This window comes from Pseudofrankia saprophytica, assembly GCF_000235425.2.
GTDB lineage: Bacteria > Actinomycetota > Actinomycetes > Frankiales > Frankiaceae > Pseudofrankia > Pseudofrankia saprophytica.
This window is the reverse complement of record NZ_KI912266.1, coordinates 2,341,791-2,365,139: the sequence shown is the minus strand read 5'-3', so window position 1 is coordinate 2,365,139 and position 23,349 is coordinate 2,341,791. Positions and strand designations below refer to the sequence as shown.

Sequence of the window (23,349 nt, the reverse complement as noted above, 5' to 3'; positions counted from 1 at the left end):
GCCGGCCGGATCGGGTCAGGCGACGGCGATGTTGACGATGCGGCCGGGGACGATGATCAGGCGCTTCACCGTCTTGCCGTCGGTGTGCCTGGCGTAGTCGGCGTGGGCGGTCAGCGCGGTCCGGATGTCGTCCTCGCCGGCGCCGGCGGGGACGGACAGGGTGAAGCGGACCTTGCCGTTGACCTGGACCGGCAGCGTCACCGACGACTCGGCCGCCAGCGCCTCGTCACCCACCGGGAACGGCTCGTGGACCAGTGATCCGTCGTGGCCCAGCCGTGCCCACAGTTCCTCGGCGATGTGCGGCGCCAGCGGGGCGACCATCAGGACCATCGCCTCGGCCAGCGCGCGCGGCGGCCGGTTCGCGTCGCTGTAGTGCTTGCTGACGAAGTTCGTCAGCTCGATCAGCCGGGCGACGGCGGTGTTGAAGCGCATCCCGGCGTAGTCGGCGCGCACCGCCAGGATCGTGCGGTGCAGCGTCCGGGTCGCCTCGTCGTCCGGCTCCGCGTCGACCACCCTGGCCTCGCCGGTCGCCTCGTCGACCAGGTTGCGCCACAGCCGCTGCAGGAACCGGTGCGGGCCGACGATGTCATCGGTCCGCCAGGGGCGGTCGGCGTCCAGCGGGCCCATCGCCATCTCGTAGACGCGCAGGGTGTCGGCGCCATAGGCGTCGTACATCTCGTCGGGCGTCACGCTGTTCTTCAGGCTCTTGCCCATCTTCCCGGACCGTCGGGTGACGGGTTCGCCCTGGTAGCGCAGGGCGCCGCCGGAGTCGGTGGTCACCTCGACCGCGGGCACGTACATGCCGCGGGCGTCCAGGAACGCGTCGGCCTGGATGTAGCCCTGGTTGAACAGCCGCTTGAACGGCTCCTTCGTCGACACCAGGCCCAGGTCGTACAGGACCTTGTGCCAGAACCGGGCGTACAGCAGGTGCAGCACGGCGTGCTCGACACCGCCGACGTACAGGTCGACGCCGCCGTCCCCCGCGGGCCCGCTGACGGCCTGCATCCAGTAGCGCTCGATCTCCGGGTCGACGAACCGCTCCGTGTCCGTCGGGTCCAGGTAACGCAGGTAGTACCAGCAGGAGCCGGCCCACTGCGGCATCGTGTTCGTCTCGCGCCGGTACTGGCGCGGCCCGTCGCCCAGATCCAGCGTCACCGTCGTCCAGTCGGTGGCCCGGGCCAGCGGCGGCACGGGCTCGGACGCGTCGTCGTCGGCCATCGGGGTCGGCCGGAAGTCCGTCATCTCCGGCAGCTCGACGGGCAGCGCCTCGTCGGGCACGGCGATCGGCAGGCCGGTCTCGTCGTAGACGATCGGGAACGGCTCGCCCCAGTAGCGCTGCCGGGAGAACAGCCAGTCGCGCAGCCGGTAGGACCGGGCGGCCCGGCCACGGCCGGCGTCCTCCAGCCAGGAGACGGTGGTCTTCACCGCGTCGGCCTTGGACAGGCCGGTCAGCACCGGGGCGCCGGGCGGGGCGGGCAGGTACTCGCCCTCGCCGGAGAACGCCACCGGCCAGACGTCGACCGAGTCTTTCGAGGACAGGCCGTGCTCGGCCAGGAAGTCGTCGCTGGGCGCCAGCACCGGTGGGGTCGGCAGGCCGAACTCGCGGGCGAAGGAGAAGTCGCGCTGGTCGTGTGCGGGGACGGCCATGACGGCGCCGGTGCCGTAACCCAGCAGCACATAGTCCGCCAGGAAGATCGGGATGGCCACCCCGGTGATCGGGTTGCGGGCGTAGGCACCGGTGAAGACGCCGGTGCGGTCGACCTCCTCGCCGCGCTGGCGATCGCTGCGCTTGCCGGCGAAGTCCCGGTAGGCGGCGACGGCGGCGGCGGGGGTCCATTCGGCCTCGGCGACGTCGACCGGGCGAGCTTCCTCGAACTTCCAGCCGTCCGGGGTGCCGTCGCGCCAGGCGGCGGCCGTCAGGTGCTCGACCAGCGGGTGCTCGGGCGCCAGCACCATGAACGTCGCGCCGGGCAGGGTGTCCGGGCGGGTGGTGTACACCTCTACCGCCAGCGCGGGACCGGGCGGGTCGTCGGGGCCGCCGATCCAGGCCGGGAACGTGACGTGGGCGCCATCGGAGGGGCCGATCCAGTTGCGCTGCATCTGCTTGATCGAGTCCGGCCAGTCGACCAGATCCAGGTCGGCCATCAGCCGTTCGGCGTAGGCGGTGATCCGCAGCGTCCACTGGCGCAGCGGGCGGCGGAACACCGGGTAGTTGCCGATGTCGCTGCGGCCCTCGGCGGTGACCTCCTCGTTGGCCAGCACGGTGCCCAGCCCGGGGCACCAGTTGACCAGGCCCTCGGCCAGGTAGGCCAGCCGGTGGCCGTCGACGACCCTGCGACGCTCGGTGGCGTCCAGCTCGCCCCAGGGCAGGCCGGACGGGTTCGTCTCCTGGCTCGGGACGCGGGTGCCCGCCTCGAACTCGGCGACCAGCTCGGCGATCGGGCGGGCCCGGTCCAGGCGCTCGTCGTACCAGCTGTCGAAGATCTTCTTGAAGATCCACTGCGTCCACCGGTAGTACGTGACGTCGGTGGTCGCGATCTCGCGGCGGGTGTCGTGACCCAGGCCCAGCCGGCCCAGCTGGCGTCGCATGTTCCGGATGTTCGCCTCGGTCGTCACCCGCGGGTGCTGGCCGGTGTTGATGGCGTACTGCTCGGCGGGCAGCCCGAAGGCGTCGTAGCCGAAGGTGTGCAGCACGTGCTTCCCGGTCATCCGCAGGTAGCGCGCATACACGTCGGTGCCGATGTAGCCCAGCGGGTGGCCGACGTGCAGCCCCGCGCCGCTCGGGTACGGGAACATGTCCAGGACGAAGAACGGGGTCAGCCCCTTGACCTCCTCGAACCCGTCGGACAGCGGTCCGACCGGGTTCGGGGACGCGAACGTGCCTCGCTCGCGCCACCAGGTCTGCCACCGGTTCTCGATCTCACCCGCGAGCCGCGCGCCGTACCGGAACGACGGCTCGGTCTCCGCCGCCGCGGTGGCGGGTGGGGTCGTGATGTCCTGAGCGTTGTCGGTCATTCTCGTCGCATCCACTCGGCGGGTCATGATCCACGCGATCCACGCGCGCGTGTGATCACGCGGCTCCACATCAGGCGGCCGCGGGCGCGGACAGTGTCGATCGTCTCCGTCCGAGCGTACCGGGGCGACCGAATTTCCAGCCGGCGCGCCGGCCGTCGGCATCCGCCACCGGCCAGATCAAGCGGGCGGCTCCGGCGTTCGGGCGACGGCGCTGGTCGGCGGGGGCGCGTGACCCGCGCGCCCGTTTCTATGCGTTGCGGTCGGTGTCCGCGGACCCGTCGGCCTGGCGGGGAACGGCGACCTGCCCGGATTTGTCGCCGGCGCCGCCCTCGGCCGAAGGAGCGCCGGCCCTCGCGGCCCCGAAGGCGCCCCGGTCGACGTTGCTGCGCAGCCGCTTGAGGCTGCCGAACATGAAGTAGAAGACCAAACCAGCCGCCACAACAAGGAAGACCACGATGAGCAGCCCAGCTGTCCCACCGCTGACCTCATCGGCCGCAAGCACCGGCCCAGCAAGCACCTGGTTCACAACCTGACCTTACGCCCATCACCAGCGCATCTTCGGCGCACAGCCAGGCGGGGCCCCCGGGGTTCCCGCCGGACCCGCGGACCTCGCGGAGGCCGGGGAAGCTACCGGATGCCGGCGAAGAGGTCGTCCTCGGGGAGGGTGCCGACCTCGATGAGAGAACGGGCGAGCTGGTAGTCCTCCGTGGGCCAGGCCTCGCGCTGCAGGTCCATCGGCACCCGGAACCAGGGGCCGTTCGGGTCGACCTGGGTGGCGTGGGCCAGCAGCGCCCGGTCACGCACCTCGAAGTAGTCGGCGCACTCGACGCTGGTCGTGAGCCGGGCGCTGTCCTCGGCTCGGTCGATCCAGTTCTCCAGCCGCTCCCCGTAGGGCGATTCGAGGCCACGGGTCTGCATCGCCTCGTGCAGCGCCAGGATGCGCGCCTTGTGGAAGGTGAGGTGGTAGTAGAGCTTCAGCGGCTGCCACGGCTCAAGATCCGCGGCCACGCCGTGCTCCGGGTAGCGCTCCGGGTCGCCGGCCGCCTCGAACGCCACCGCGCTGATCTTGTGGGTCATGATGTGGTCGGGGTGCGGGTAGCCGCCGTTCTCGTCGTAGGTCGTGATGACCTGCGGCCGGAACTCACGGATCAGCCGGACCAGCGGCGCGGCCGCCTCCCGCGGGTCGAGCGTGGCGAACGTGCCCGCCGGCAGCGGCGGCAGCGGGTCGCCCTCCGGCAGGCCCGAGTCGACGAAGCCGAGCCAGGTCTGCCGGACGCCGAGGATGGCCCGCGCCCGCTCCATCTCCTCGCGGCGCAGGTCGGACAGCCGCTCGACGATCTCGGGCTTGTCCAGCGCCGGGTTGAGCACGCTGCCCGCCTCGCCGCCCGTGCAGGTGACGACGAGAACCTCGATGCCCTCGCTCACGTAGCGCGCCATCGTCGCGGCGCCCTTGCTGGACTCGTCGTCGGGGTGGGCGTGTATGGCCATCAGCCGAAGACCGCGGCCCGACGCGGCCTTGGGCTCGGACAGGGGCTCGGCGGCGACCGCGCGCTCGGCGGCGAAGCCGCTGCCAGCGGAGGCTGCCTCGGGGTTCACCGGCATAGGGCCATTGTGGCTGATACCCCCGACAGGCCAGACTCGCCACGGCGTCTCACCAGGCCATGCACGTCAATGTGTCCGACGTCACGCGACCCGCCCGCGACACGCCGCGGCCGCGACCGGACCCGGCCCGCCAGGGCCAGGGCCACGAACTCCCACCAGCGAGACCATCAGGCGGCTGGCTCCGATCCGGAACCACGCGAGGGGGCCGCCAGACGCCCGACAGGCCGGGGCGCCCACTGCCACGACCGGGCCCCGACCGGACCCCGACCGTGGCCAAGTTCACGTTCGTTATGGAAAAGTCACCGAACGCCGTGGCACAATGCACCGTCCGCGCACGCGTCCCTGGGACAGTGAGGTCCGACGAGGGGGCGCGCGGTCGCGGCGCGGCGTGACGTCGGCGTTGTCCGTCCTGGCACACAGGGCAGGCGCCGCGTGACCGTCGGTGTCAGCGTCTCCGGACCTGGGGATGTGACCGACGGGGTCCAGGACGTCGAGGACCGCCGGATCACCGCCCTTCGCCGGATGGGCGTGCGTCGTGTGTCGTCCGGAGTTTCTAGATCTTCCTGATAATCTGAGTATTTGCTTTGCTACGAGGAGCGTGACGCGTGACCCAGCAGACCTGGCTCACCCAGGAGGCTTACGACCGGCTTCGCTCCGAGCTCGACTACCTCACCACGACCGGCCGCACCGAGCTGGCCAACAAGATCGAGGCCGCCCGCGAGGAGGGCGACCTGAAGGAGAACGGCGGCTACCACGCCGCCAAGGAGGAGCAGGGCAAGCAGGAGGCCCGCATCCGCCAGCTCACCGACCTGCTGCGGGACGCCAAGGTGGGCGAGCCGGCGGCGGGCACCGCCGGCGTGGCTGGGCCCGGCATGGTCGTCGAGGTCCGCTTCCCCGGCGAGAAGGACACCGAGAGGTTCCTCATCGGCTCCCGGGAGGACCACAGCGCGGCCATCGAGGTCTTCTCCCCCGCCTCTCCGCTCGGCGGCGCGGTGAACGGCCACAAGGCCGGCGAGAAGGTCAACTACACCCTCCCGAACGGCCGGGGCGCCTCCGTCGAGATCGTCTCCGTCGCCCCGTACGCCCGCTGAGCCGCGGCGGTCGGGTAGTCGCGCCACCGGGGCCTCCCCCGGTGACTGCGCCGGTGACTGCCCCCCGCCGGCAGGGGCTTTCAGCTCTCGAACCTTCCGGAACTGCCCTGATCAGCGGGCACGCGGAGGGGACCCGATTCGGGGTGAGTTTGGCAACCGGGCTGGCGAAGCCGTAGCCGGGCGGTAGCGTCGGTGGGGTGGTAGATCTGCCGGTCCCGCCCCGTCCCACCGCCTCGTCGTCGGCGGCCGTCCCGTCTCGGGCCTCCCGAGTCGACGGCGTACCGGATCGGCTTCGCCGATCCGGTACGAGTTTTGCCGTCGATCCGGCGGGAGCCGCGGGCTCGACGCCAGCGGGCACGACCGTGAGCGGCCTGCGCGCGTCCGGGCACGTGTACCGCTCCGTGCGTACCGAGCTACGAGACAACCTGCTCACCAGGCTGGCCGCCGGTGAGAACCGGTTCCCCGGCATCGTCGGCTTCGACGACACGGTGCTGCCCCAGGTGGAGCGCGCGCTGCTGGCCGGCCACGACATCGTCTTCCTGGGCGAGCGCGGCCAGGGCAAGACCCGCCTCATCCGCACGCTCGTCGGCCTGCTCGACGAGTGGTCGCCGGTGGTCGCCGGCTGCGAGATCAACGATCACCCGTACGCGCCCGTCTGCGGGCGCTGCCGCGCGCTGCACGCCGAGGTGGGCGACGAGCTGCCGGTGGCGTGGCGGCACCGCGACGACCGGTTCGGGGAGAAGCTCGCGACCCCGGACACCAGCGTCGGCGACCTGATCGGCGACGTGGACCCGGTGAAGGTCGCCGAGGGTCGCACCCTCGGTGACCCGGAGACCGTCCACTACGGCCTGGTTCCCCGTTGCAACCGCGGCATCTTCAGCGTCAACGAGCTGCCTGACCTGGCAGAGCGCATCCAGGTGGCGCTGCTCAACGTGCTGGAGGAACGCGACATCCAGGTCCGCGGCTACCTGCTGCGGCTTCCCATGGACCTGCTGCTGGTCGCCTCCGCCAACCCGGAGGACTACACCAACCGCGGCCGGATCATCACCCCGCTCAAGGACCGGTTCGGCGCCGAGGTGCGCACCCACTACCCGCTGCGCCTCGACGACGAGCTGCGGCTCATCCGCCAGGAGGCGGTGCTGGCCTGGGAGGGCTCCCCGCTGGGCGCGCCGGCGCTGCCCGACCACCTGATCGAGATCGTCGCCCGCTTCACCCGGCTGGTCCGCGACGCCCCCCAGGTGGACCAGCGCTCCGGCGTGTCGGCCCGGCTCGCCGTCGCCGCCGCCGAGACGGTGGCCGCCTCCGCGGTCCGGCGAGCGGCGCTGACCGGCGAGGACGTCCCGACGGCCCGGGTCGTCGACCTCGGATCGATCGTGCCGGCCGTGCGCGGCAAGGTCGAGTTCGAGGCGCTCGAGGAGGGCAGGGAGGACGAGATCCTCACCCACCTGCTGCGCCGGGCGATCGCCGAGACGTTCCGGGCCCGGCTCGCCGGCACGGACCTGGCCGGGCTGCAGAAGCGCTTCGACGCGGACGGCCCGGTGGAGACCGGCGACCTGGTCCCGGCCGCCGAGCTGCTGCGCCGGGTCGGCCCGGTCCCCGGGCTCGCCGGCATGCTCACCAAGCTCGGGGTGGACGGCGCCGAGTCGCCGGGGGTCGCCGCCGCGGCGCTGGAGCTGGCGATGGAGGGCCTGCACCTCAACCGCCGGCTCGCCAAGGAGGAACTGCCCGGACGGACGGTCTACGGCGGCTGACCGCGAGCGGCGCCGCCGGCGGGGACGGGTACCCACGGCGGGCCGGGATCTCGGGGCCAGCGGGACATGACAGAGAGCGGCGCGGGGCGGACGCACCCTGAACCACAGGGGCGTGGAACCTCGCGAAGCGAGGCCCTGAGAGGCACGGGATCACACGGTGAGCAACGAGTTCCGCTACGGCCCCTGGGCGGGCGGCCCCGACCCGCTCGACTTCCCGTTCGCCGCCACCGACGCCCTCGACGAGATGTCCCGCCAGGTGCTGGAAGGCCGCACGCCGCGCGAGGCCCTCGACTCGCTGCTGCGCCGCGGCATGAACGACCGGCGCGGGCTCGACGACCTTCGCCGCGCGGTCGACCGGCGCCGCCGGGAGGTGCGTTCCCGGGGCCGGCTCGACGGCACGCTGCAGGAGGTGCGCCGGCTGCTCGACACCGCGATCGGCCAGGAGCGGGCGGCTCTGTTCCCCGACCCGTCGGACGACGCGCGGATGCGCGAGGCCGAACTGGACGCGCTGCCGGGCGACCCGGCCCGCGCGGTGCGCGAGCTCGCCGACTACGACTGGCGCTCCGAGCAGGCCCGCGAGACCTACGACCAGATCGCCGACCTGTTGCGCCGCGAGGTCCTCGACTCCCAGTTCCGCGGGATGAAGGAGGCGCTGACCGGCGCCACCCCGGAGGACATGGGCCGGGTGCGCGACATGGTCCGCGCGCTCAACGAGCTGCTGGCCCAGGACGCCCGCGGCGAGGACACCGACGAGGCGTTCCGCGAGTTCATGCGCGAGTTCGGGGAGTTCTTCCCCGAGCAGCCCGGCAACCTCGAGGAACTGGTCGACACGCTGGCCCGCCGCTCGGCCGCCGCCGCCCGCCTGCTCGCGGGCCTGTCGCCGAAGCAGCGCCAGGAGCTGGCCGAGCTGATGGCCTCCGCCGTCCAGGACATGGGCCTGGCCGACGAGCTCTCCCAGCTCGGCGACGCGCTTCGGGCCGCCCGCCCGAACCTCAACTGGGGCATGCGCCCGTCGGGGCGAGCGAACGGCTTCGGCGACCCGCGCGGCGGCGGGGCCGGGCTCGGCCTCGGCGACGCGACGTCGGCGATCGAGGAGCTCGCCGAGCTCGACGAGCTGGCCGCCGCGCTCAGCCAGGACTACCCGGGAGCCTCGCTCGACGACGTCGACCCGGAGGCGGTCGCCGCGGCGCTGGGCCGCTCCGCCGTCGACGACCTGCGCCAGCTTCAGCAGATCGAGCGCGAGTTGGAACGCGCGGGTTTCATCACCCGCCGTTCCGGGCGCCTCGAGCTCACGCCCCGGGCGGTACGCCGGATCGGCCAGTCGGCGCTGGCCAGGATCTTCCGGCAGATCTCGTCGGGCGCGCGCGGCGACCACGCGCAGACCGACGCCGGCGGCGCGGGTGAGCTGATCGGTACCGCGCGCGCCTGGGAGTTCGGGGACACGCAGCCGATCGACGTCGTACGGACCGTGCGCAACGCGGTGCTCCGGTCAGGCCCGCCCGGCCCGGGCGGGGCGATCCGGCTGAAGGTCGAGGACTTCGCCGTGGCCGAGACGGAGCGACGTACCTCGGCCGCCGTCTGCCTGCTCGTCGACCTGTCCTACTCGATGGCGCTGCGCGGCACCTGGGGGATAGCGAAGTCGACGGCGCTGGCCCTGCACACCCTGGTGACCACGAAGTTCCCGCAGGACAAGATCCATATCATCGGCTTCTCGGACTACGCCCGCGAGCTGCGGCCGGTGGAGCTGGCCGGCCTCGACTCGGAGATGGTGCAGGGCACGAACCTGCAGCACGCCCTGCTGATCGCCGGCCGGCTGCTGTCGCGCTACCCCGAGTCGGAGCCGGTCGTCATGGTCGTGACCGACGGCGAGCCGACGGCGCATCTGCTGCGCGACGGCACACCGGCCTTCTCGTGGCCGCCGATGCCGGAGACGCTGGAGCTCACCCTCGCCGAGGTCGACCGGCTGACCAGGCGCGGTGTCAACATCAACGTCTTCATGCTGGACACCGAGCCGCGGCTGGTGCGCTTCGTCGAGGAGATGGCCCGGCGCAACGGTGGCCGAGTGCTCTCCCCCGACCCGAACGCGCTCGACCAGTACGTCGTCCACGACTACCTGCGCTCCCGCGGCGGCCGCCGCGCGGCCCGCTGAGGCGGTCCGGCGGCAGACGCTCCGCGCCGGGCGCCGGGCGCCGGGCGCCGGGCGCCCTCGCCACCTGGATCCGGCCTGCGGCCTATGACGGTGGCTAGGTTGGCTCAGGGTTGCCGAGGTGGCTGGCAGACCTCCCAGATCGCTTCGCGATCCGGCAGGGACCCCGGGCGCTGCGCCGATGCGCCGTCACCACGGGCGGTCGGCTGCCGCTTGGCAGTGAGGTCCAAGACCATGGGACGACACAGCATCTAGTCGGTGGGCGGGGGGATCCGGCCGGCGGTGAGGTCCGCGAGCAGTTTCTCCCAGAAGTCCACTTGCAGCCGCTCATAGCCGAGGCCGAGTTCCAGCGCGCGCCGCAGGGACCACGGCATCGCGTCCGTCGGGAGCGCCGCCAACGTCTCATAGGTGGCGAGCTGCGCCCGGTGAGCGGCCGCCTGCCCACGCGCGAGCGTCACCGCGTCCGCCGGGCGGCCCAGCTCCGCGAACGCGAGTTTCAGCAGGCCCGGCGCGCGCAACTCCCCCAGTGCCGTCTCGCCGCCGGCGAGCCAGTCGGTGAGCGCCGACCGGCCGGCGTCGGTGATCCGGAAGATTCGGCGGCGGCGCCCGAACTCCTCGCGCTCCTCGGCGAGCAGGCCGGCCTCGGCCAGCCGCGGCGGTTCCTTGTAGAGCTGCGCGTGCGGGAAGGACCAGAAGTTCCCGACCGACTGCGCGGCGAACGTCTTCAGGTCGTAGGGCGTGGCCGTGCCGTGCCTGGCCACGAGCCCGAGCACCAGGTAGGAGACCGGCGTCAGCGACGCCGCGCCCGGCGCCGACGAGGGCGGGTGGGTCGCGCCGGGCGCGTCTTCCTCTTCCACAGCTCGCAGACTACCCCTTGCGGACGGTCCGATTCATACTATAGTTATGACCGTCCGAAACAGACGGTCTACTATGGACCGTAAGAGTCCCAGGAGCTTCAGATGGCCACCATTCCCTGGTCCACGCCGTCCGCCGCCGGCTCGGCCGCGTCCGCCACCGCGACGACCGCGCCCACCGAGACGCCCGACCCGTCGGCCGGCGCACCGGTGGTCATGGCCTCCCGGTTCTCGATCGCCTCCCGCCGGCACACCGTGACGATGCTCCGGCACGCCCTGCGGGTACGGCGCGCGCTGCTGGCCACCCCCGGCGCTCTCGGGGTATCACTCGTCGCCCGCCCGATGCGCGGCGAGTACTGGACGCTGTCGGGCTGGACCGACCGGCGGGCGCTCGACGGGTTCGTGCGCTCGCCCGAGCACCGGGCGGCGATGCGCACGCTCGGGCCCGCGATGGCGGACTCCACGTTCGTCTTCTGGGCGCACGACGCCGCGGCCGAGCCGCCGACCTGGACCGAGGCCACGGCCCGCGTCGACGCCGATCGGGCGCTGCCGCCGTCGGCGCCGGACCCGACCGCCTGACCACGGTTGGGGCCCGACTGGGGTCGGGACCCCGAGTGCCCCCACTGACCCAGCTGCCCGGGCTGGCCCAGCCCGTTCGGAGCGCGGGAACCCCGGTCGCCGCTGTTACCGTCCGCACTCATGTCTTCACAGATCGGGGTGGGGTCTTCGTCGACCCTGGAAGACGGCGCCACAGATCCGTCCGGCGTCACGCGTTCCAAACGAGGCCAACATCGCCGTCGCGGTGACCGGCGTGGCTGGTCCCGCCCCCGCGGCCGACACGAGCGATCCGGGCCACGCGGCCCGCGGGCCCTGGTCGGCCAGCGGAGCCAGCGTCGCCAGCGGGACGGTCTCGACCAACGCACGGGTGGTCGCGGCGGCACGACGCCCGGCGGCGGCTGGCGGCACGGCGCCGCGCGGCGGCGGCGCCCCTGGCTCGCCGGGCTCACGGTCGCGGTGGCGGCCATCGCCGCCCTGTTCCTGCTGGGACCGGCCCCGAGCCCCTCGTCGGAGCCCGCGTCCTCGGGCGTGACCGACGATCCCGTCGCCGGGGTCCCGACGGCTCCGGTGACGTCCCAACGCCAGGCGCAGACCGACGAGGAACTGGCGCGCTACTGGACGCCGGGGCGCCGGGCCCAGGCCGTCGACGGCGACGTCGCCCAGCGGCCCGGCACACTCGCGCCGGACGCCCAGCCCGCCAGCCCGGCCGCGGGCCTGGCGCCTGGCCCGCGCTCGCCCGACGCCCAGCCACCCGGCGTCCAGCGACCCGACGCCCAGCCACCCGACGGCCAACTGTCCGGCGCTGTGGTACCCAGCGCCGCGGTGCCCGGCCGGGTACCGCTCGCGGGCAACCAGGTCATGCCCTACCGCGGCGGCGGGCTCGCGGCACGCGCCGAGGGAGCGTTGTTCAGCACGATCGCCGGCACCGACTACGCCTGCTCCGGCACCGTGGTCGACAGCACCGGCGGCGACCTCGTGCTGACCGCCGGGCACTGCCTGCACGAGGGGGGCGCGAGAGGCGGGTTCGCCACCAACGTCATCTTCATCCCCGGCTACGCGAACGGCGCCTCGCCCTACGGCGTCTGGCATGCCCGGCAGCTGACCGTCACGAACGGCTGGGGATACCAGCAGAACTTCAGCGAGGACGTGGGTTTCCTGGCCCTGCGGCCGCTCGGCGGCCGAACGGTCCAGGCCGTGATCGGCGGGGCCTTCCCGATCGGCTTCGGGACGGGCCGGCAGCCGCAGACCGTTCTCGGCTACCCGAAGCTTCCGCCCTACGACGGCACGACGCTGATGTACTGCTCCGCCACGCCCACCGCCGACCCCAACGGCGGGACCTCGCTCGGCGTGCCCTGCGCCATGACCGCCGGCGCGAGCGGAGGCGCCTGGTTCACCGGGTTCGCCGGTGGCGGGGGCACCGTGGACTCGGTGGTCAGCTACGCCTACTCGGCAGATCCCGGCACCATCTATGGCACCTGGTTCGGCCCGGCGATCCGAGACCTGTACCAGCACGCGATAGGCCTGTGACAGACCGATGACGCCCTGCTGAGACGAGCGCCGCGCGCTCATCCCAGCAGGAGGCGACGATCGCGGACCCGGCAGGCGGGCGTGGGGCCGGCCCTCGCGGCGGGGCCGGCCCTCGCGGCGCTTCGGGCGGTCGGTAGCGTCGTGCGCATGCCGCACAGTGGGCCGTACGGGCTGGTTCTGGCCCTGCACGTCGTGGGCGCCCTGTTCGTGATCAGCCCGCTGGCCTTCGCGGGGCTCTGCCTGCCCGCGATGACGTTCGTCGGCCTGCGGGCGCTCCCGCTGCTGCGCCCGGCGCCGCTGGTGCTGCGGCTGGCCGCCGCGGCCTCGCTCGGCGTCGTCGCCCTCGGCCTGGTCCTGGTCCGGCAGGGGCCGTTCGGCAGCGTGCGCCACTACGGAGACGGCTGGATCACCAGCTCCGTGGCCCTCTGGGCGATCGCCACCCTGCTCACGGTCACCATCCTGGCCAGCGGCGTCGCGACGGCGGTCGCCGAGATCGAGCAGACCGGGATGGCGGCCCGCCATCGGCTCCCGTGGCTCGCCCTCACCGGCCTGGTCACCACGTCCTGCTGGGTCGCGATCGTCTTCCTGATGGTGATCAAGCCCGGCATGTGAGAGTTACCGGCCTCGCCACCGACAGTCGCTATCAGTATCGATGGGATCACCTTGAGTAAGGTGACACCGGCTACCGATGGCGACGAGGGCGGTGCATGTGGTCTTTCCGACGATCGAGTTCGCCGCCTTCTTCCTGGTCGTGATGGCCCTGTCGTGGTGGCTGATGCCGCGGCCGCGGTACTGGAAGCCGTTCATGCTGGCGGCGAGCTACTTCTTCTACGGCTACACGGACACCCGGTTCGTGCTCCTGCTCGTCGCGTCGACGCTGGTCAACCAGGCCGCCGCCACCCTGCTGGCCCGCCGCCGTGACCGAAGGATCCTGATCGGCGCGATCGCGGCGGATCTCGGCCTCCTGGCCTGGTTCAAGTACTACGGGTTCTTCGCCCTGTCGGTGGACCGAACGCTCGACCAGATCGGGCTCGGCGCACCGCTGCCCCTCCTGCAGGTGGCGCTGCCGATCGGCATCTCCTTCTTCACGTTCCAGGCGCTCTCGTACGTCATCGACGTCTGGCGCGGCGACACCAGGCCGGCGAAGTTGATCGACTTCGCCGTCTACGAGGCGTTCTTCCCGCACCTGGTCGCCGGGCCGATCGTGCGGGCACGGGAGTTCATCCCGCAGCTGGCGAGCCCGCGCGACCGCGCCGCCGTCCCGGCGACCCGCGCCGTCTTCCTGATCTGCGGCGGCCTGGTCAAGAAGGTGGTGCTGGCCGACCTGCTGGCCCGCCGCCTGGTCGACCCGGTCTTCGACACGCCGGGGCAGCACTCGTCCATCGAGGTACTCGTCGCGATCTACGGCTACGCCGTGCAGATCTACTGTGACTTCTCGGCCTACTCGGACATCGCCATCGGGATCGCCCTGCTGCTGGGCTTCCGCTTCCCGGACAACTTCGACCGGCCGTACGCGGCGACCAGCCTGCGTGAGTTCTGGCGACGCTGGCACCTGACGCTCTCACGCTGGCTGCGCGACTACGTCTACGTGCCACTTGGTGGCAGCCGGCGCGGCCCGCGCCGCACCCAGCTGAACCTGCTGATCACGATGGTTCTCGGCGGGCTGTGGCACGGAGCGGCCTGGACGTTCGTCTGCTGGGGCGCGGCGCACGGGGCCGGTCTGGCGGCCGAGCGCGCGTTCGTCCGCCGCCGCGCCCGCCCCCACGGCCACCGCCGCCCGGTCGACGCGCTCATGCCGCTGGCCGCCGACCATGCCGCCCGTTCGGGGACCATCCCGCATCCGCGTGCGGGCGGTGACCCCGCCAGGCTCGATCCGGCCGGCTCCCCCGCCCTCACGCCGGCGTTGACGGCCGTGGCTCAAGCTCCAGCCCCAGTCGCGGCGCGGCTCGTCACGGTGGCACCGGGGACCGCGGCACCGGGGACGGAAGCACCCGAAACGGCGGGGACGGCGGCTGGCCGCTGGGTGCGCCGGATCGTGACCTTCCACCTTGTCTGCGCCGCCTGGGTGCTGTTCCGGTCCCCCGACCTGACGACCACCGGGGAGATCCTGCGCCGGCTGGTGACCGGTGGTCTCGCCGTCGGCCTGGTGACGCCGACAGTGATCCTCGCGATCGTCGTCGGCCTTGGCCTGGCCGCGGTGCCGGCGCGCTGGTGGGCGGCGGCCCAGGGTGCCTTCGACCAGCTGAGGCTGCCCGTCCAGGCGCTCGCCGTCGCCGCCTTCCTGCTGGTCATGTACTCGTTCGTCGGCCAGCAGGACGTCGCCCCGTTCATTTACTTTCGGTTCTGACGAGGCGCCCCGATATCACCCAGAGTCAATCCGGCAGTTCGGTGAGGGAGACCGAATCGACGGAGGAAACGGTTCGTGTCGTTGATGGAGACGATACGTAGCGGCGTGGCAGGCTCGTGGGCCGTGGACACCCAGGCGGACGTGGACGAGACGCCGACCGGGCGCGACGGCGCGACGGACACCGGCGAGCCCGGCCCGTCGCGACGCCTTCCCGCGCCGGCACCGCGGGGACCGTCGAACCCGCCACCCGCACCGCCGCCACCGCCACCGCCACCGTCGGCGTCGGCGTCGGCGTCGGCGTCGGCGGCAAGTTCGTCGTCACGGGTCGTGTCCGCCCGGCGCGCGTTCGCGCTGGTCACGCTGTCGCTGGCCGCGATGGCGGTGCTGCGCGCGCCGGCGGCGGTCCACGCCGGCGAGGGAATGCCGGCGGGCACGACCCGCGACGTCGTCCTGGCCCTCGCCCGGCCGCTCGCGACCGTCACCCACCCACTCGGCCTCGACTGGCCAAGCAGGCGGCTCTCGGCGTTCTTCGGGCATGGCGCCCCGGCCACCCACTCCGAGCTGGTCACCGCCGCGGGCCAGGAGAAGTCCGCGGCCACCACGGCCGAGCCGCGGATGGGGGGAAAAGGGCTGGTCACACCCCCGCCGCCCGCGCCCGCCCCGGTCCGGGTCCCGACGACCGCCGACCCACTGCGCGTCCTCGTCACCGGCGACTCGCTGACCGAGTCGCTGGGACCGACGATCGCGAACACCGGGCCGGCCACCGTAAGGGCGCAGACCGACACCCGGTTCGGCACCGGCCTTGTGCGGCCGGACTTCTTCGACTGGGCGAGCCACGCCCGCGAGCAGATCGCGGCCCGTGACCCGGAGGTCGTCGTCGTGGCTCTCGGCGCGAACGACGGCCAGGGCATCACGCTGCCTGACGGCACGGTCCTGCCAGCCGGGTCGCCGCGGTGGGCCGACGAGTACCGGCGCCGCGCGCTGGTCCTGCTCCGGATCTGGACGGACGGCGGACAGCGCCGGGTGTACTGGGCCAGCCTGCCGCCAGCGCGTTCCGGCCGGCTCGATGGCTACTTCCGCCAGCTCAACGCCGCCGTGGCGGACGCCGCCCGCCAGGTGCCCGGCGCCGAGTTCCTCGACCTGACGCCCGAGCTGACCGATCAGGGCCACTACAGCGACTATCTACGCAACCCGGCCGGCCATACCGTGCTGGCCAGGACCCGCGACGGTGTCCACTACACGTTGGACGGCTCCCGGATCGTCGCCGTCCCGATCCTCGCCGCACTCACCGCCGACTACCGTCTGTCCACACCGGTACCCGCTGGGGCCGGGTAGCGAACCGTCGTCTCAGCGGCCGCGAGTGCCGGCGAAGCCGAAACCGACGCCGTCGAGGTCGGCGCGGGCCGCGGTCACGACCTCGTGGGACTCGGCGATGAGCTGGGCGCGCCGGGCCGGGTCGAGGTCGGCCCGGCTGAGCAGGTCGAGCAGGTCCTCCGCGAGCACGGTCAGCTGGTCGGCGAGGCCGTGGGCGGCGAGTGGTGGCGGCTGCGCGCCGTCGGGGGCTCCGGAGCCCGCCACGCGGCTCAGCCGAGCCAGCTCACGGGCCAGCGCCGTGGCCCGCTCGGCCCGCGTGCCACCGGCGGCCGCGCGCACGCCCCAGGAGGCCGCGCTCCAGCTCCGGAGGCGGTCGAGCAACCGGTGGAGCTCGCGGGCCAGATCGCGGGCCGGCCCATGGACCGATTCCGACATCCGGGCACCTTACCTGACGAGGACGACGCCGGGTCTTGCCCTACCGTTCGTCGTGATGCACCCTCCCTTCATGGTCCGTTGACGCCGGGTTCAGCTCAGGAGGCGCCCATGTCTCAGTTTCGCTCCGTCCAGACCCCGCAGACCCACCAGAGTCTCATCGAGCGCCTTCCAAAGGTCACCGGCCACGATCTAGCCCATTGGCTCGCGCGGATCGCCGACGGCCCAGGCCTGCTGCGGTTCCCGGAGCGTGTCAACTGGCTGCGCGACGAGTACGACCTCCCACACTGCTACGCCGCCGCGCTCGTCCACGAGTCCGACATGCGCCGCCGCGCGATCAGGGTCTGACTCCGAGGCCCTACCGAGCCAGGCCGCGGCACCGCGGGGGATCCGACCGATCTCGCCTCCGCGACAATGGCGGCATGGATGTCGATGCCGCACGCGCGTTCGTCCAGGAGAATCACCGAGCGGTGCTGGCGACCCGCCGTCGCGACGGCGGGCCGCAGCTGTCACCCGTCACCGTCGGGGTCGACGAAGCCGGCCTGGTCATCATCAGCAGCCGCCTGACCGCCTACAAGGTGCGCAACATCGAACGCGAGCCGGCGGTCGACCTGTGCGTGCTGAACGACGGCTTCTTCGGCGCCTGGGCGCAGATCAGCGGCCACGCCGAGATCGTCACGCTCCCAGCGGCGATGGACGGCCTGATCGCCTACTACCGCGGTGTCTCCGGTGAGCACCCCGACTGGGACGACTACCGGGCCGCGATGGTCCGCGACCAGCGCTGCCTGATCCGCGTCACCATCGATACCGCGGGCCCCACCCGCTCAGGCTGACCGTCTCGGCGGCGGGGTTCCTGCCGGATCGGCCTCGCCGCCGATCCGGCAGGACCGCGATGTAGAAGGCCGGCGACCTGGAAGGCCGGCGATCTGGAAGGTCCAGGGCGGGACGCGCCGGCGCCCTGGCCTCCTTCCCGCCCTAGCGGCGCAGCTTCGACAGGAGGCGGAGCATTTCCAGGTAGACCCAGAGGAAGCCGATGAGCAGGCCGTACGCGGCCCGCCACGCTTCCGCGCGGGGCGCCCTGGCCGCCACCGCCTGCTCGATGTAGTCGAAGTCGAGGATGAACTGCAGGCTGGCGAACACCAGCACCACCAGGCTGAACAGGATCCCCAGCGGGGTGGCGTCGTTCATCACCGGCAGGTGGCTGCCGGTCGTGAGCCGCAGCACGAGATCGATCAGGCTCAGGGCGACGACGGCGAGCAGCACCGAGCCGACGATGCGCGCCAGCCGCGGCGTCGCCCGGATGCGGCGGCTGCGGTAGGCGATCAGCATGGTCGTGAAGATCAGGGCTGTACCGAGCAGGGCCTGGGGAATGATCCCCGAGTAGGCCGACTCGTACGTCCGGGAGAGGCCGCCGGCGCCGATACCGGCCAGCACCGCGAACGCGATCACCAGGGGCGGCGTCGCCCGCCCGCTGAACCCGATCACCAGGCTCAGGACGAACCCCGCGATGCCGGCGACCATGACCAGTCCGGGCGAGCCCGGAACGAGCAGCCAGCCGACGAGACCGCCGACGCCCGCCAGCCCGAACAGCCCGAGCGTGTGCATCACGACGTCATCGATGGTGAGCCCGTTCGGCTGCCGGTAGATCCGCGCCAGGTCCTCCGGCGTCGGCGCTCCGGGCATCCCGCCCCGCGGGTTCGGCGGCCAGGTTGTCTCATCCCGACCGGCCGGTGCCGAACGCATCCGGGTGAAGACCGGGTTACTTGATCGCATCCTCGCCATGTCGGCTCGCCGCCCTCTTCGCGCTGACCTACTGAGCAGCGCCCTGCCGCCCCGCGCGCCGGAGCGTGCCCCGCACGCCACCCAGCACTAACCGCAAACGATAAACGTCACCCCGCACCCAGCGGTTCCCCATACCCCGCCGGCCCATCGAGGGGCACTCGCCGCCCGGCGCGCCGAGCCGGCCAGGCGGAACCGCCCCTACCGGGCGAGGCGGGAGCGAACCTGGGTACCCAGAGCTACAGAACGGCCACGACAACGCGCGCCGGAAGCACAATGAGCCCCACAGTCAACCAATACAAGAAACCCCAGCAAGCGCAACCGAAGCGAGGTCCAAGGGGCGAAGCCCCTTCCCTCGAGGTCCGGGCTCGGGGCAATATCGCCACTCTCGGCGAAGCCGCGAGACCGGAGGGGGATCCAAGGGGGCGAAGCCCCCTTGGCGCGGGGTCCGGGGCTCGGCCCCGGGGCAATATCGCGGCCCTCGGCGAAGCCGCCAAAGGCGGCAAGCATGGAACGCTGGCTCGTGCCGGTGGTCGGAGTCGAACCGACACTCGAGCTGTTTTTAGGACAGCCTCCTCTACCTGTTGGGATACACCGGCTCGTCTACATCGCTGATATTTCTACCACGCTACGTAGGTTCTGGGAATAACACAACATGGAGAAATCACCCGGACGGCGGACAGACGGGGCAGTCGTCACCCTTCGTGACGTTGAGGTGAACAACGCGCGGACAGATCGGTGCGGACCGTCATAGGAAGTCGCGTGGTCATCACAGGACGGTCATGGTCTTCGACTGCTTCCGCATAGGACGATATGTCCGCTCCGCGTCGCGGCCCACCCGCGCGGATGCCATGCCCGGCAACGCATCCGGCGCCGTCATACCGGGCCGATCGGCCATCCCCTGGCGATGCCCGCGCCGGTTCTGACGGCGGCGGGGGCGGGCTCGGATGGCGCCGCGGTCGCGCGCCGGAAGTCGGCCCGCGGGTCGGCGAGCGAGCCGAGCGAGACGATCTCCCGCTGGAAGAGGAGGGCCAGCGTCCAGTCGGCCAGCACGCGGGCCTTCCGGTTGAAGGTCGGCAGGCGGCTGAGGTGGTAGGTCCGGTGCATGAACCAGGCCGGCCACCCGTGCAGCTTGATGCCATAGACGTCGGCGACGCCACGGTGCAGGCCGAGGGAGGCCACGCTGCCGGCGTACCTGTGCTCGTATGGCTGGATCGGCTCGCGGCGCAGGTGGGCGACCAGATTGTCCGCGAGCCTGCGAGCCTGGCGGACGGCGTGCTGGGCCGACGGGCTCGTGGTGGCGCCCGGCGGCCCGGTCAGGTCGGGCACGGCGGCGCAGTCGCCCGCCGTCCAGGCGTCGGGAACCCCCTCGACCTGAAGGAAGGGGTTGGCCCGCAGCCTGCCTCGTTCGTCGAGGGGCAGGTCGGTGTGGCCGAGCACCGGGTTGGCGCGCACGCCCGCGGTCCACACGATCGTGTCCGCGTCGAACTCGGTGCCGTCGTCGAGTTCGACGTGGCCGTTCACCAGGCTGGTGACGCGCCGGCTCAGCCGGACCTCGATCCCACGGTGCTCGAGCTGTTTGACGGTGTAAAGCCCCATGGCCGGCGAGACCTCGGGAAGAATGCGGTCGGTCGCCTCGACGAGCACCCATCGCAGGTCGTTCGGACTAATGTCAGGATAATAGGAACACGCGTAACGCGACATGTCCTCGAGCTCCGCGAGCGCTTCAATTCCCGCGTATCCGCCGCCGATGAAGACGAAGGTGAGCGCGCGGACGCGTTCGACGGGGTCGCGCGTCGACGCCGCGGCGTCGATCCGATTTATCACCTTGTTCCGCAGGTAAATAGCCTCGGCGACCGACTTGAATCCGACGCCGAGATCCGCGAGCCCCGGGATCGGCAGCGTGCGGGCGACCGAGCCGGGCGCCAGCACGAGGATGTCGTAACCAAGGTCGTACTCGTCACCGCCGACAGTACGGACCGTGGCGAGACGATACGCGTGCGCGATGCTGGTAACCCGCCCACTGATCATCTCACAGCCACGAAGCACCTTGCGCAACGGGACAACCACATGCCGTGGCTCCAGGTTGCCGGCAGCCGCCTCCGGCAGGAACGGCTGGTAGGTCATGTAGGAGTTGGGCTCGACGACGGTCACGCTCGCCTCACCTGGACGCAGCCGGCGCCGCAGCCGCAGGGCCGTGTACATCCCGACGTAACCACCGCCGACGACGAGGATGCGTGGCTCCCCACCAAATGCCATGGGAAAGGCGGTACCCACGGCGCCAACTGGTACGCCCCAAGCGCGAGACGGGCACCTCGGGTACCGCCGCGCCGAAGCCGCCCAGACGTGACGTGGACCACGAATACATCATTTGGCTAGCCGACTATGACGTACGAGACACCGGTGATATAGGCCACGACCGCGCGGGTCGGGCGATCCATAGGTGGCATGGCCCAGGGCAATTCGGGTGGCCGGCCTGTCTCTTGCGAGCTCTTTGCCCGGTTACCGGCTGCCCGGCCCGGTCCGGATGTCAGCGCCGTCGCGCGCGCCGCGGTCGTCGTCGGGCGGGCCCAGGCCGGCATGCCGGGCGGCGGCGGACAGCACGTCCTCGAGCATCTCGGCCGTGACCCGACCGGTGAAGGTGTTCTGCTGGCTGGGGTGGTAACAGCCGAGCAGCAGCGGCCCGTCGGGCAGCTCGACGCGGGTGCCATGGCCGAAGGCGGGACGAGGGGCAGGCACCGGGTAGCCGGCGGCCTTCAGCCCCGGCCAGAGCGCCTGCCAGGCGAAACCGCCGAGCACCACGACGGCCCGCAGCGTCGGGCGGAGAAGCTCCAGCTCACGGACCAGCCAGGGTCGGCAGGCATCCCGCTCGGCCGGCGTGGGCTTGTTGACCGGTGGCGCGCAGCGCACCGCCGCCGTGATCCTCGCCCCCAGCATCCGCTGGCCGTCGCCCGCCGCCGTCGACGTCGCCACGCTCGCGAGACCCGCCCGGTGCAGCGCCGCGAACAGCCAGTCGCCGCTGCGGTCACCGGTGAAGATCCGGCCGGTGCGGTTGCCGCCGTGCGCGGCTGGCGCGAGCCCCACCAGCAGCACGCGCGCGTCCGGCGGCCCGAACGAGGGCATCGGGCGACCCCAGTACCGCTCGGTGGCGTACGCGGCTCGACGGGCCCGCGCGACCTCCTCGCGCCACGCCACCAGCCGTGGGCAGGCCCGGCAGACCGACGAGCGGGGCGTCGACCTCGGCCGCGTCCGGTGCCGTCGCGGCCAGCCGGGCGGCGTCCCCGGGCGACCGGGCCACCGGCGTCGCCGCCGTCGCCGGGTCGCCGGGCCAGCCGGTCCCCGGCCCCACCGGCGCCCGCGAGCCCGGTTCCTCAGCGTCCAAGCGAGAAGGCGATGCCGTCGAGGATGTCGCGCTCGCTGGCCACCACCGCCGGCAGCCCCACCCGCTCCACGAGGGTGCGCAGCACCAGCGCGCCCGCCGCGATGACGTCGACCCGGCCTGGGTGCATGACCGGGAGGGCGGCCCGCTCGGAGTGCGTCATCGCCAGCAGCTTGCCGGTCACCTCCGCGATCGCCTCGGCTGGAGTGGACAGCAGGTGGATCCGGTCGGAGTCGTACTCGGGCAGGCCGGCGGCCAGCGCCGCGACCGTGGTGACCGTGCCGGCGACCCCGACGAGCGTCGCCGCCGTACGGATCGGCACCACCTGCTCGGCCAGGTCGAGGGCGGCGTGGACGTCGGCGACGATCGCCGCCGCCTCGTCCGGGTCGGGCGGGTCGGAACGGAAATGGCGCTCGGCCATCCGGACGCAGCCGACGTTCACCGACCGGGCGGCGAGCACCCCGGAGGCGTCGCCGAGCACCAGCTCGGTGGAGCCGCCGCCGATGTCGGCGACCAGGATGGGGGTCGCGGCGCCGGGCAGCTCCGCCGCGGCGCCGGCGTAGGACAGCGCGGCCTCCTCGTCGCCGGTGATCACCTCGGGGTCGACCCCGAGGATCGCCCGCACCCCGTCGACGAGCTCGGCGCGGTTGCGCGCGTCCCGGGTCGCGCTGGTGGCGACCATCCGCACCCTGGTGGCGCCCAGCCGGTCGATCTCGGCGGCGTAGTCACGCAGCGCGGCAAGGGTGCGCTTCAGCGCCTCGGGGGCGAGCTCACCGGTGCGGTCCACCCCGGCGCCAAGCCGGACGATCTCCATCCGGCGGGTCAACTCGCGCAGTCGCGGCCCGGCTTCGCCGGGTCCCTGGCCATCGCCGGGCTCGATGTCGGCGACCAGCAGCCGAATCGAGTTGGTACCGCAGTCGATGGCTGCGACACGGCTCATCCGCCCGCTCCCTTCTCGTCCTCGTCGTCAGAAGGTCCGCTGAGAGGTCCGGTCGTCCCCGCTGTCACGGGTGACGGGGACTGGACGCAAGGCCCGCGGGCGCCCCAGTCGCCGGTGGCGGCGAGCGCCTCGTCGCCGAACGGGTTCACCCCGGGTCCCGCCGCCAGGCTGTGGGCGGCGAGCACGTGCAGGCACTTGACCCGGTCCGGCATGCCGCCGGCGCCCGGGTTGCCCGGCAGCACGTCCAGCGCGTCCCGGCGGGCGAGGTAGTCCGCGTGGGCGGCGCGGTAGGCCGCGGCGAGCCCCGGGTCCTCGCCGAGGCGGGCCGTCATCTCCCGCATCACCCCGGCCGCCTCCAGCCGGGAGATCGCTGCCGCGGCCCGGGGGCAGGTCAGGTAGTACAGCGTCGGGAACGGGGTGGCGTCCTCCAGCCGCGGCGCCGTCTCGACGACGTCGGGCAGGCCGCAGGAGCAGCGGTGCGCGACCCGCCGGACCGCCCTCGGCCGCCGTCCGAGCTGCTCCTCGACGACCTCGAGATCGCGGTCCAGACCACCGGCCGCTTCCCGCCCGCCCCCGTCACTCATCTGGCCACGCGCCGTGTCCTGGCTGTGCTC

The 23,349-nt window shown here is 72.6% G+C and carries 19 protein-coding genes, 1 tRNA gene and 1 pseudogene; 10 read left to right on the top strand and 11 right to left on the bottom strand.

Annotated features, from left to right (window positions below):
* Positions 1 to 15: 15 nt before the first annotated feature.
* The 3 genes from FRCN3DRAFT_RS0209865 to mca form a co-directional block, all read right to left on the bottom strand.
* Entirely contained in the window at positions 16 to 3,015 is a 3,000-nt protein-coding gene (locus FRCN3DRAFT_RS0209865; RefSeq protein ID WP_007511497.1) for a leucine--tRNA ligase, read from the bottom strand.
* 247 nt (positions 3,016 to 3,262) lie between these two features.
* A complete protein-coding gene (locus FRCN3DRAFT_RS43660; protein ID WP_007511495.1) occupies positions 3,263 to 3,541 on the bottom strand; it encodes a hypothetical protein in 279 nt (92 codons plus the stop codon).
* Positions 3,542 to 3,642: 101 nt separating this feature from the next.
* Positions 3,643 to 4,503, bottom strand: coding sequence for a mycothiol conjugate amidase Mca (gene mca / locus FRCN3DRAFT_RS0209855; RefSeq protein ID WP_051466765.1), 861 nt, complete (start codon positions 4,501 to 4,503; stop codon positions 3,643 to 3,645).
* A gap of 719 nt (positions 4,504 to 5,222) precedes the next feature.
* Between mca and greA the strand changes: the two genes are divergently transcribed.
* From greA to FRCN3DRAFT_RS0209840, 3 genes are all read left to right on the top strand, one after another.
* Positions 5,223 to 5,708 (top strand): transcription elongation factor GreA, encoded by a 486-nt coding sequence (gene greA / locus FRCN3DRAFT_RS0209850; RefSeq protein ID WP_007511491.1) that lies wholly within the window; start codon positions 5,223 to 5,225, stop codon positions 5,706 to 5,708.
* A 362-nt stretch (positions 5,709 to 6,070) separates the two neighbouring features.
* Positions 6,071 to 7,459, top strand: a complete 1,389-nt coding sequence (locus FRCN3DRAFT_RS0209845; protein ID WP_007511490.1) for a magnesium chelatase ATPase subunit I — start codon at positions 6,071 to 6,073, stop codon at positions 7,457 to 7,459.
* A 157-nt stretch (positions 7,460 to 7,616) separates the two neighbouring features.
* Positions 7,617 to 9,608 carry a vWA domain-containing protein gene (locus FRCN3DRAFT_RS0209840; protein ID WP_007511488.1) on the top strand — a complete coding sequence of 664 codons (1,992 nt, stop codon included), beginning with the start codon at positions 7,617 to 7,619 and terminating at the stop codon, positions 9,606 to 9,608.
* 248 nt (positions 9,609 to 9,856) lie between these two features.
* Here the strand turns inward: FRCN3DRAFT_RS0209840 and FRCN3DRAFT_RS0209835 are convergent, their stop codons facing one another.
* On the bottom strand, positions 9,857 to 10,462 hold the full coding sequence (locus tag FRCN3DRAFT_RS0209835; protein WP_007511486.1) for a PadR family transcriptional regulator: 606 nt from the start codon (positions 10,460 to 10,462) through the stop codon (positions 9,857 to 9,859).
* Positions 10,463 to 10,564: 102 nt separating this feature from the next.
* On the opposite strand from FRCN3DRAFT_RS0209835, the gene FRCN3DRAFT_RS0209830 reads away from it, so the two are divergent.
* The 5 genes from FRCN3DRAFT_RS0209830 (at position 10,565) to FRCN3DRAFT_RS43650 (ending at position 16,226) form a co-directional block, all read left to right on the top strand.
* On the top strand, positions 10,565 to 11,038 hold the full coding sequence (locus FRCN3DRAFT_RS0209830; RefSeq protein ID WP_007511484.1) for an antibiotic biosynthesis monooxygenase family protein: 474 nt from the start codon (positions 10,565 to 10,567) through the stop codon (positions 11,036 to 11,038).
* A gap of 435 nt (positions 11,039 to 11,473) precedes the next feature.
* On the top strand, positions 11,474 to 12,544 hold the full coding sequence (locus FRCN3DRAFT_RS0209825; protein WP_007511483.1) for a trypsin-like serine peptidase: 1,071 nt from the start codon (positions 11,474 to 11,476) through the stop codon (positions 12,542 to 12,544).
* 147 nt (positions 12,545 to 12,691) lie between these two features.
* Complete coding sequence (locus tag FRCN3DRAFT_RS0209820) at positions 12,692 to 13,156, top strand: hypothetical protein (protein WP_027140415.1); 465 nt, start codon at positions 12,692 to 12,694, stop codon at positions 13,154 to 13,156.
* 97 nt (positions 13,157 to 13,253) lie between these two features.
* Positions 13,254 to 14,891, top strand: a complete 1,638-nt coding sequence (locus FRCN3DRAFT_RS0209815; RefSeq protein ID WP_007511478.1) for an MBOAT family O-acyltransferase — start codon at positions 13,254 to 13,256, stop codon at positions 14,889 to 14,891.
* Between the two features lie 327 nt (positions 14,892 to 15,218).
* Complete coding sequence (locus tag FRCN3DRAFT_RS43650) at positions 15,219 to 16,226, top strand: SGNH/GDSL hydrolase family protein (protein WP_035924581.1); 1,008 nt, start codon at positions 15,219 to 15,221, stop codon at positions 16,224 to 16,226.
* 12 nt (positions 16,227 to 16,238) lie between these two features.
* Here the strand turns inward: FRCN3DRAFT_RS43650 and FRCN3DRAFT_RS0209805 are convergent, their stop codons facing one another.
* Entirely contained in the window at positions 16,239 to 16,640 is a 402-nt protein-coding gene (locus tag FRCN3DRAFT_RS0209805) for a hypothetical protein (RefSeq protein WP_007511474.1), read from the bottom strand.
* Positions 16,641 to 16,748: 108 nt separating this feature from the next.
* On the opposite strand from FRCN3DRAFT_RS0209805, the gene FRCN3DRAFT_RS0209800 reads away from it, so the two are divergent.
* Both FRCN3DRAFT_RS0209800 and FRCN3DRAFT_RS0209795 read left to right on the top strand, forming a co-directional pair.
* Positions 16,749 to 16,985, top strand: a complete 237-nt coding sequence (locus tag FRCN3DRAFT_RS0209800; RefSeq protein ID WP_007511471.1) for a DUF4287 domain-containing protein — start codon at positions 16,749 to 16,751, stop codon at positions 16,983 to 16,985.
* A 74-nt stretch (positions 16,986 to 17,059) separates the two neighbouring features.
* On the top strand, positions 17,060 to 17,470 hold the full coding sequence (locus tag FRCN3DRAFT_RS0209795) for a PPOX class F420-dependent oxidoreductase (RefSeq protein WP_027140414.1): 411 nt from the start codon (positions 17,060 to 17,062) through the stop codon (positions 17,468 to 17,470).
* 142 nt (positions 17,471 to 17,612) lie between these two features.
* Here FRCN3DRAFT_RS0209795 and FRCN3DRAFT_RS0209790 read toward each other — a convergent pair whose 3' ends face one another.
* The 6 genes and pseudogenes from FRCN3DRAFT_RS0209790 to FRCN3DRAFT_RS43640 form a co-directional block, all read right to left on the bottom strand.
* Positions 17,613 to 18,419 carry a Bax inhibitor-1/YccA family protein gene (locus FRCN3DRAFT_RS0209790; RefSeq protein WP_007511468.1) on the bottom strand — a complete coding sequence of 269 codons (807 nt, stop codon included), beginning with the start codon at positions 18,417 to 18,419 and terminating at the stop codon, positions 17,613 to 17,615.
* 521 nt (positions 18,420 to 18,940) lie between these two features.
* A tRNA-Leu gene (locus tag FRCN3DRAFT_RS0209785) sits at positions 18,941 to 19,015 on the bottom strand.
* 277 nt (positions 19,016 to 19,292) lie between these two features.
* Complete coding sequence (locus tag FRCN3DRAFT_RS0209780; protein WP_007511463.1) at positions 19,293 to 20,675, bottom strand: NAD(P)/FAD-dependent oxidoreductase; 1,383 nt, start codon at positions 20,673 to 20,675, stop codon at positions 19,293 to 19,295.
* A gap of 243 nt (positions 20,676 to 20,918) precedes the next feature.
* Positions 20,919 to 21,765, bottom strand: a pseudogene (locus tag FRCN3DRAFT_RS43645) (uracil-DNA glycosylase).
* Positions 21,766 to 21,787: 22 nt separating this feature from the next.
* On the bottom strand, positions 21,788 to 22,735 hold the full coding sequence (locus FRCN3DRAFT_RS0209770) for a Ppx/GppA phosphatase family protein (protein ID WP_007511460.1): 948 nt from the start codon (positions 22,733 to 22,735) through the stop codon (positions 21,788 to 21,790).
* Complete coding sequence (locus FRCN3DRAFT_RS43640; protein ID WP_007511458.1) at positions 22,732 to 23,319, bottom strand: DUF501 domain-containing protein; 588 nt, start codon at positions 23,317 to 23,319, stop codon at positions 22,732 to 22,734. The genes FRCN3DRAFT_RS0209770 and FRCN3DRAFT_RS43640 overlap by 4 nt, the downstream gene beginning before the upstream one ends.
* Positions 23,320 to 23,349: the final 30 nt, after the last annotated feature.

What these genes read in the sequence shown, in the direction of transcription:
- FRCN3DRAFT_RS0209865 (WP_007511497.1), bottom strand. Translation starts at nt 3,015, where the DNA reads ATGACCGACAACGCTCAGGACATCACGACCCCACCCGCCACCGCGGCG.
- mca (WP_051466765.1), bottom strand. Translation starts at nt 4,503, where the DNA reads ATGGCCATACACGCCCACCCCGACGACGAGTCCAGCAAGGGCGCCGCG.
- FRCN3DRAFT_RS0209830 (WP_007511484.1), top strand. Translation starts at nt 10,565, where the DNA reads ATGGCCACCATTCCCTGGTCCACGCCGTCCGCCGCCGGCTCGGCCGCG.
- FRCN3DRAFT_RS0209820 (WP_027140415.1), top strand. Translation starts at nt 12,692, where the DNA reads ATGCCGCACAGTGGGCCGTACGGGCTGGTTCTGGCCCTGCACGTCGTG.
- FRCN3DRAFT_RS0209805 (WP_007511474.1), bottom strand. Translation starts at nt 16,640, where the DNA reads ATGTCGGAATCGGTCCATGGGCCGGCCCGCGATCTGGCCCGCGAGCTC.
- FRCN3DRAFT_RS0209800 (WP_007511471.1), top strand. Translation starts at nt 16,749, where the DNA reads ATGTCTCAGTTTCGCTCCGTCCAGACCCCGCAGACCCACCAGAGTCTC.
- FRCN3DRAFT_RS0209795 (WP_027140414.1), top strand. Translation starts at nt 17,060, where the DNA reads ATGGATGTCGATGCCGCACGCGCGTTCGTCCAGGAGAATCACCGAGCG.
- FRCN3DRAFT_RS0209790 (WP_007511468.1), bottom strand. Translation starts at nt 18,419, where the DNA reads ATGGCGAGGATGCGATCAAGTAACCCGGTCTTCACCCGGATGCGTTCG.
- FRCN3DRAFT_RS0209780 (WP_007511463.1), bottom strand. Translation starts at nt 20,675, where the DNA reads ATGGCATTTGGTGGGGAGCCACGCATCCTCGTCGTCGGCGGTGGTTAC.
- FRCN3DRAFT_RS0209770 (WP_007511460.1), bottom strand. Translation starts at nt 22,735, where the DNA reads ATGAGCCGTGTCGCAGCCATCGACTGCGGTACCAACTCGATTCGGCTG.
- FRCN3DRAFT_RS43640 (WP_007511458.1), bottom strand. Translation starts at nt 23,319, where the DNA reads ATGAGTGACGGGGGCGGGCGGGAAGCGGCCGGTGGTCTGGACCGCGAT.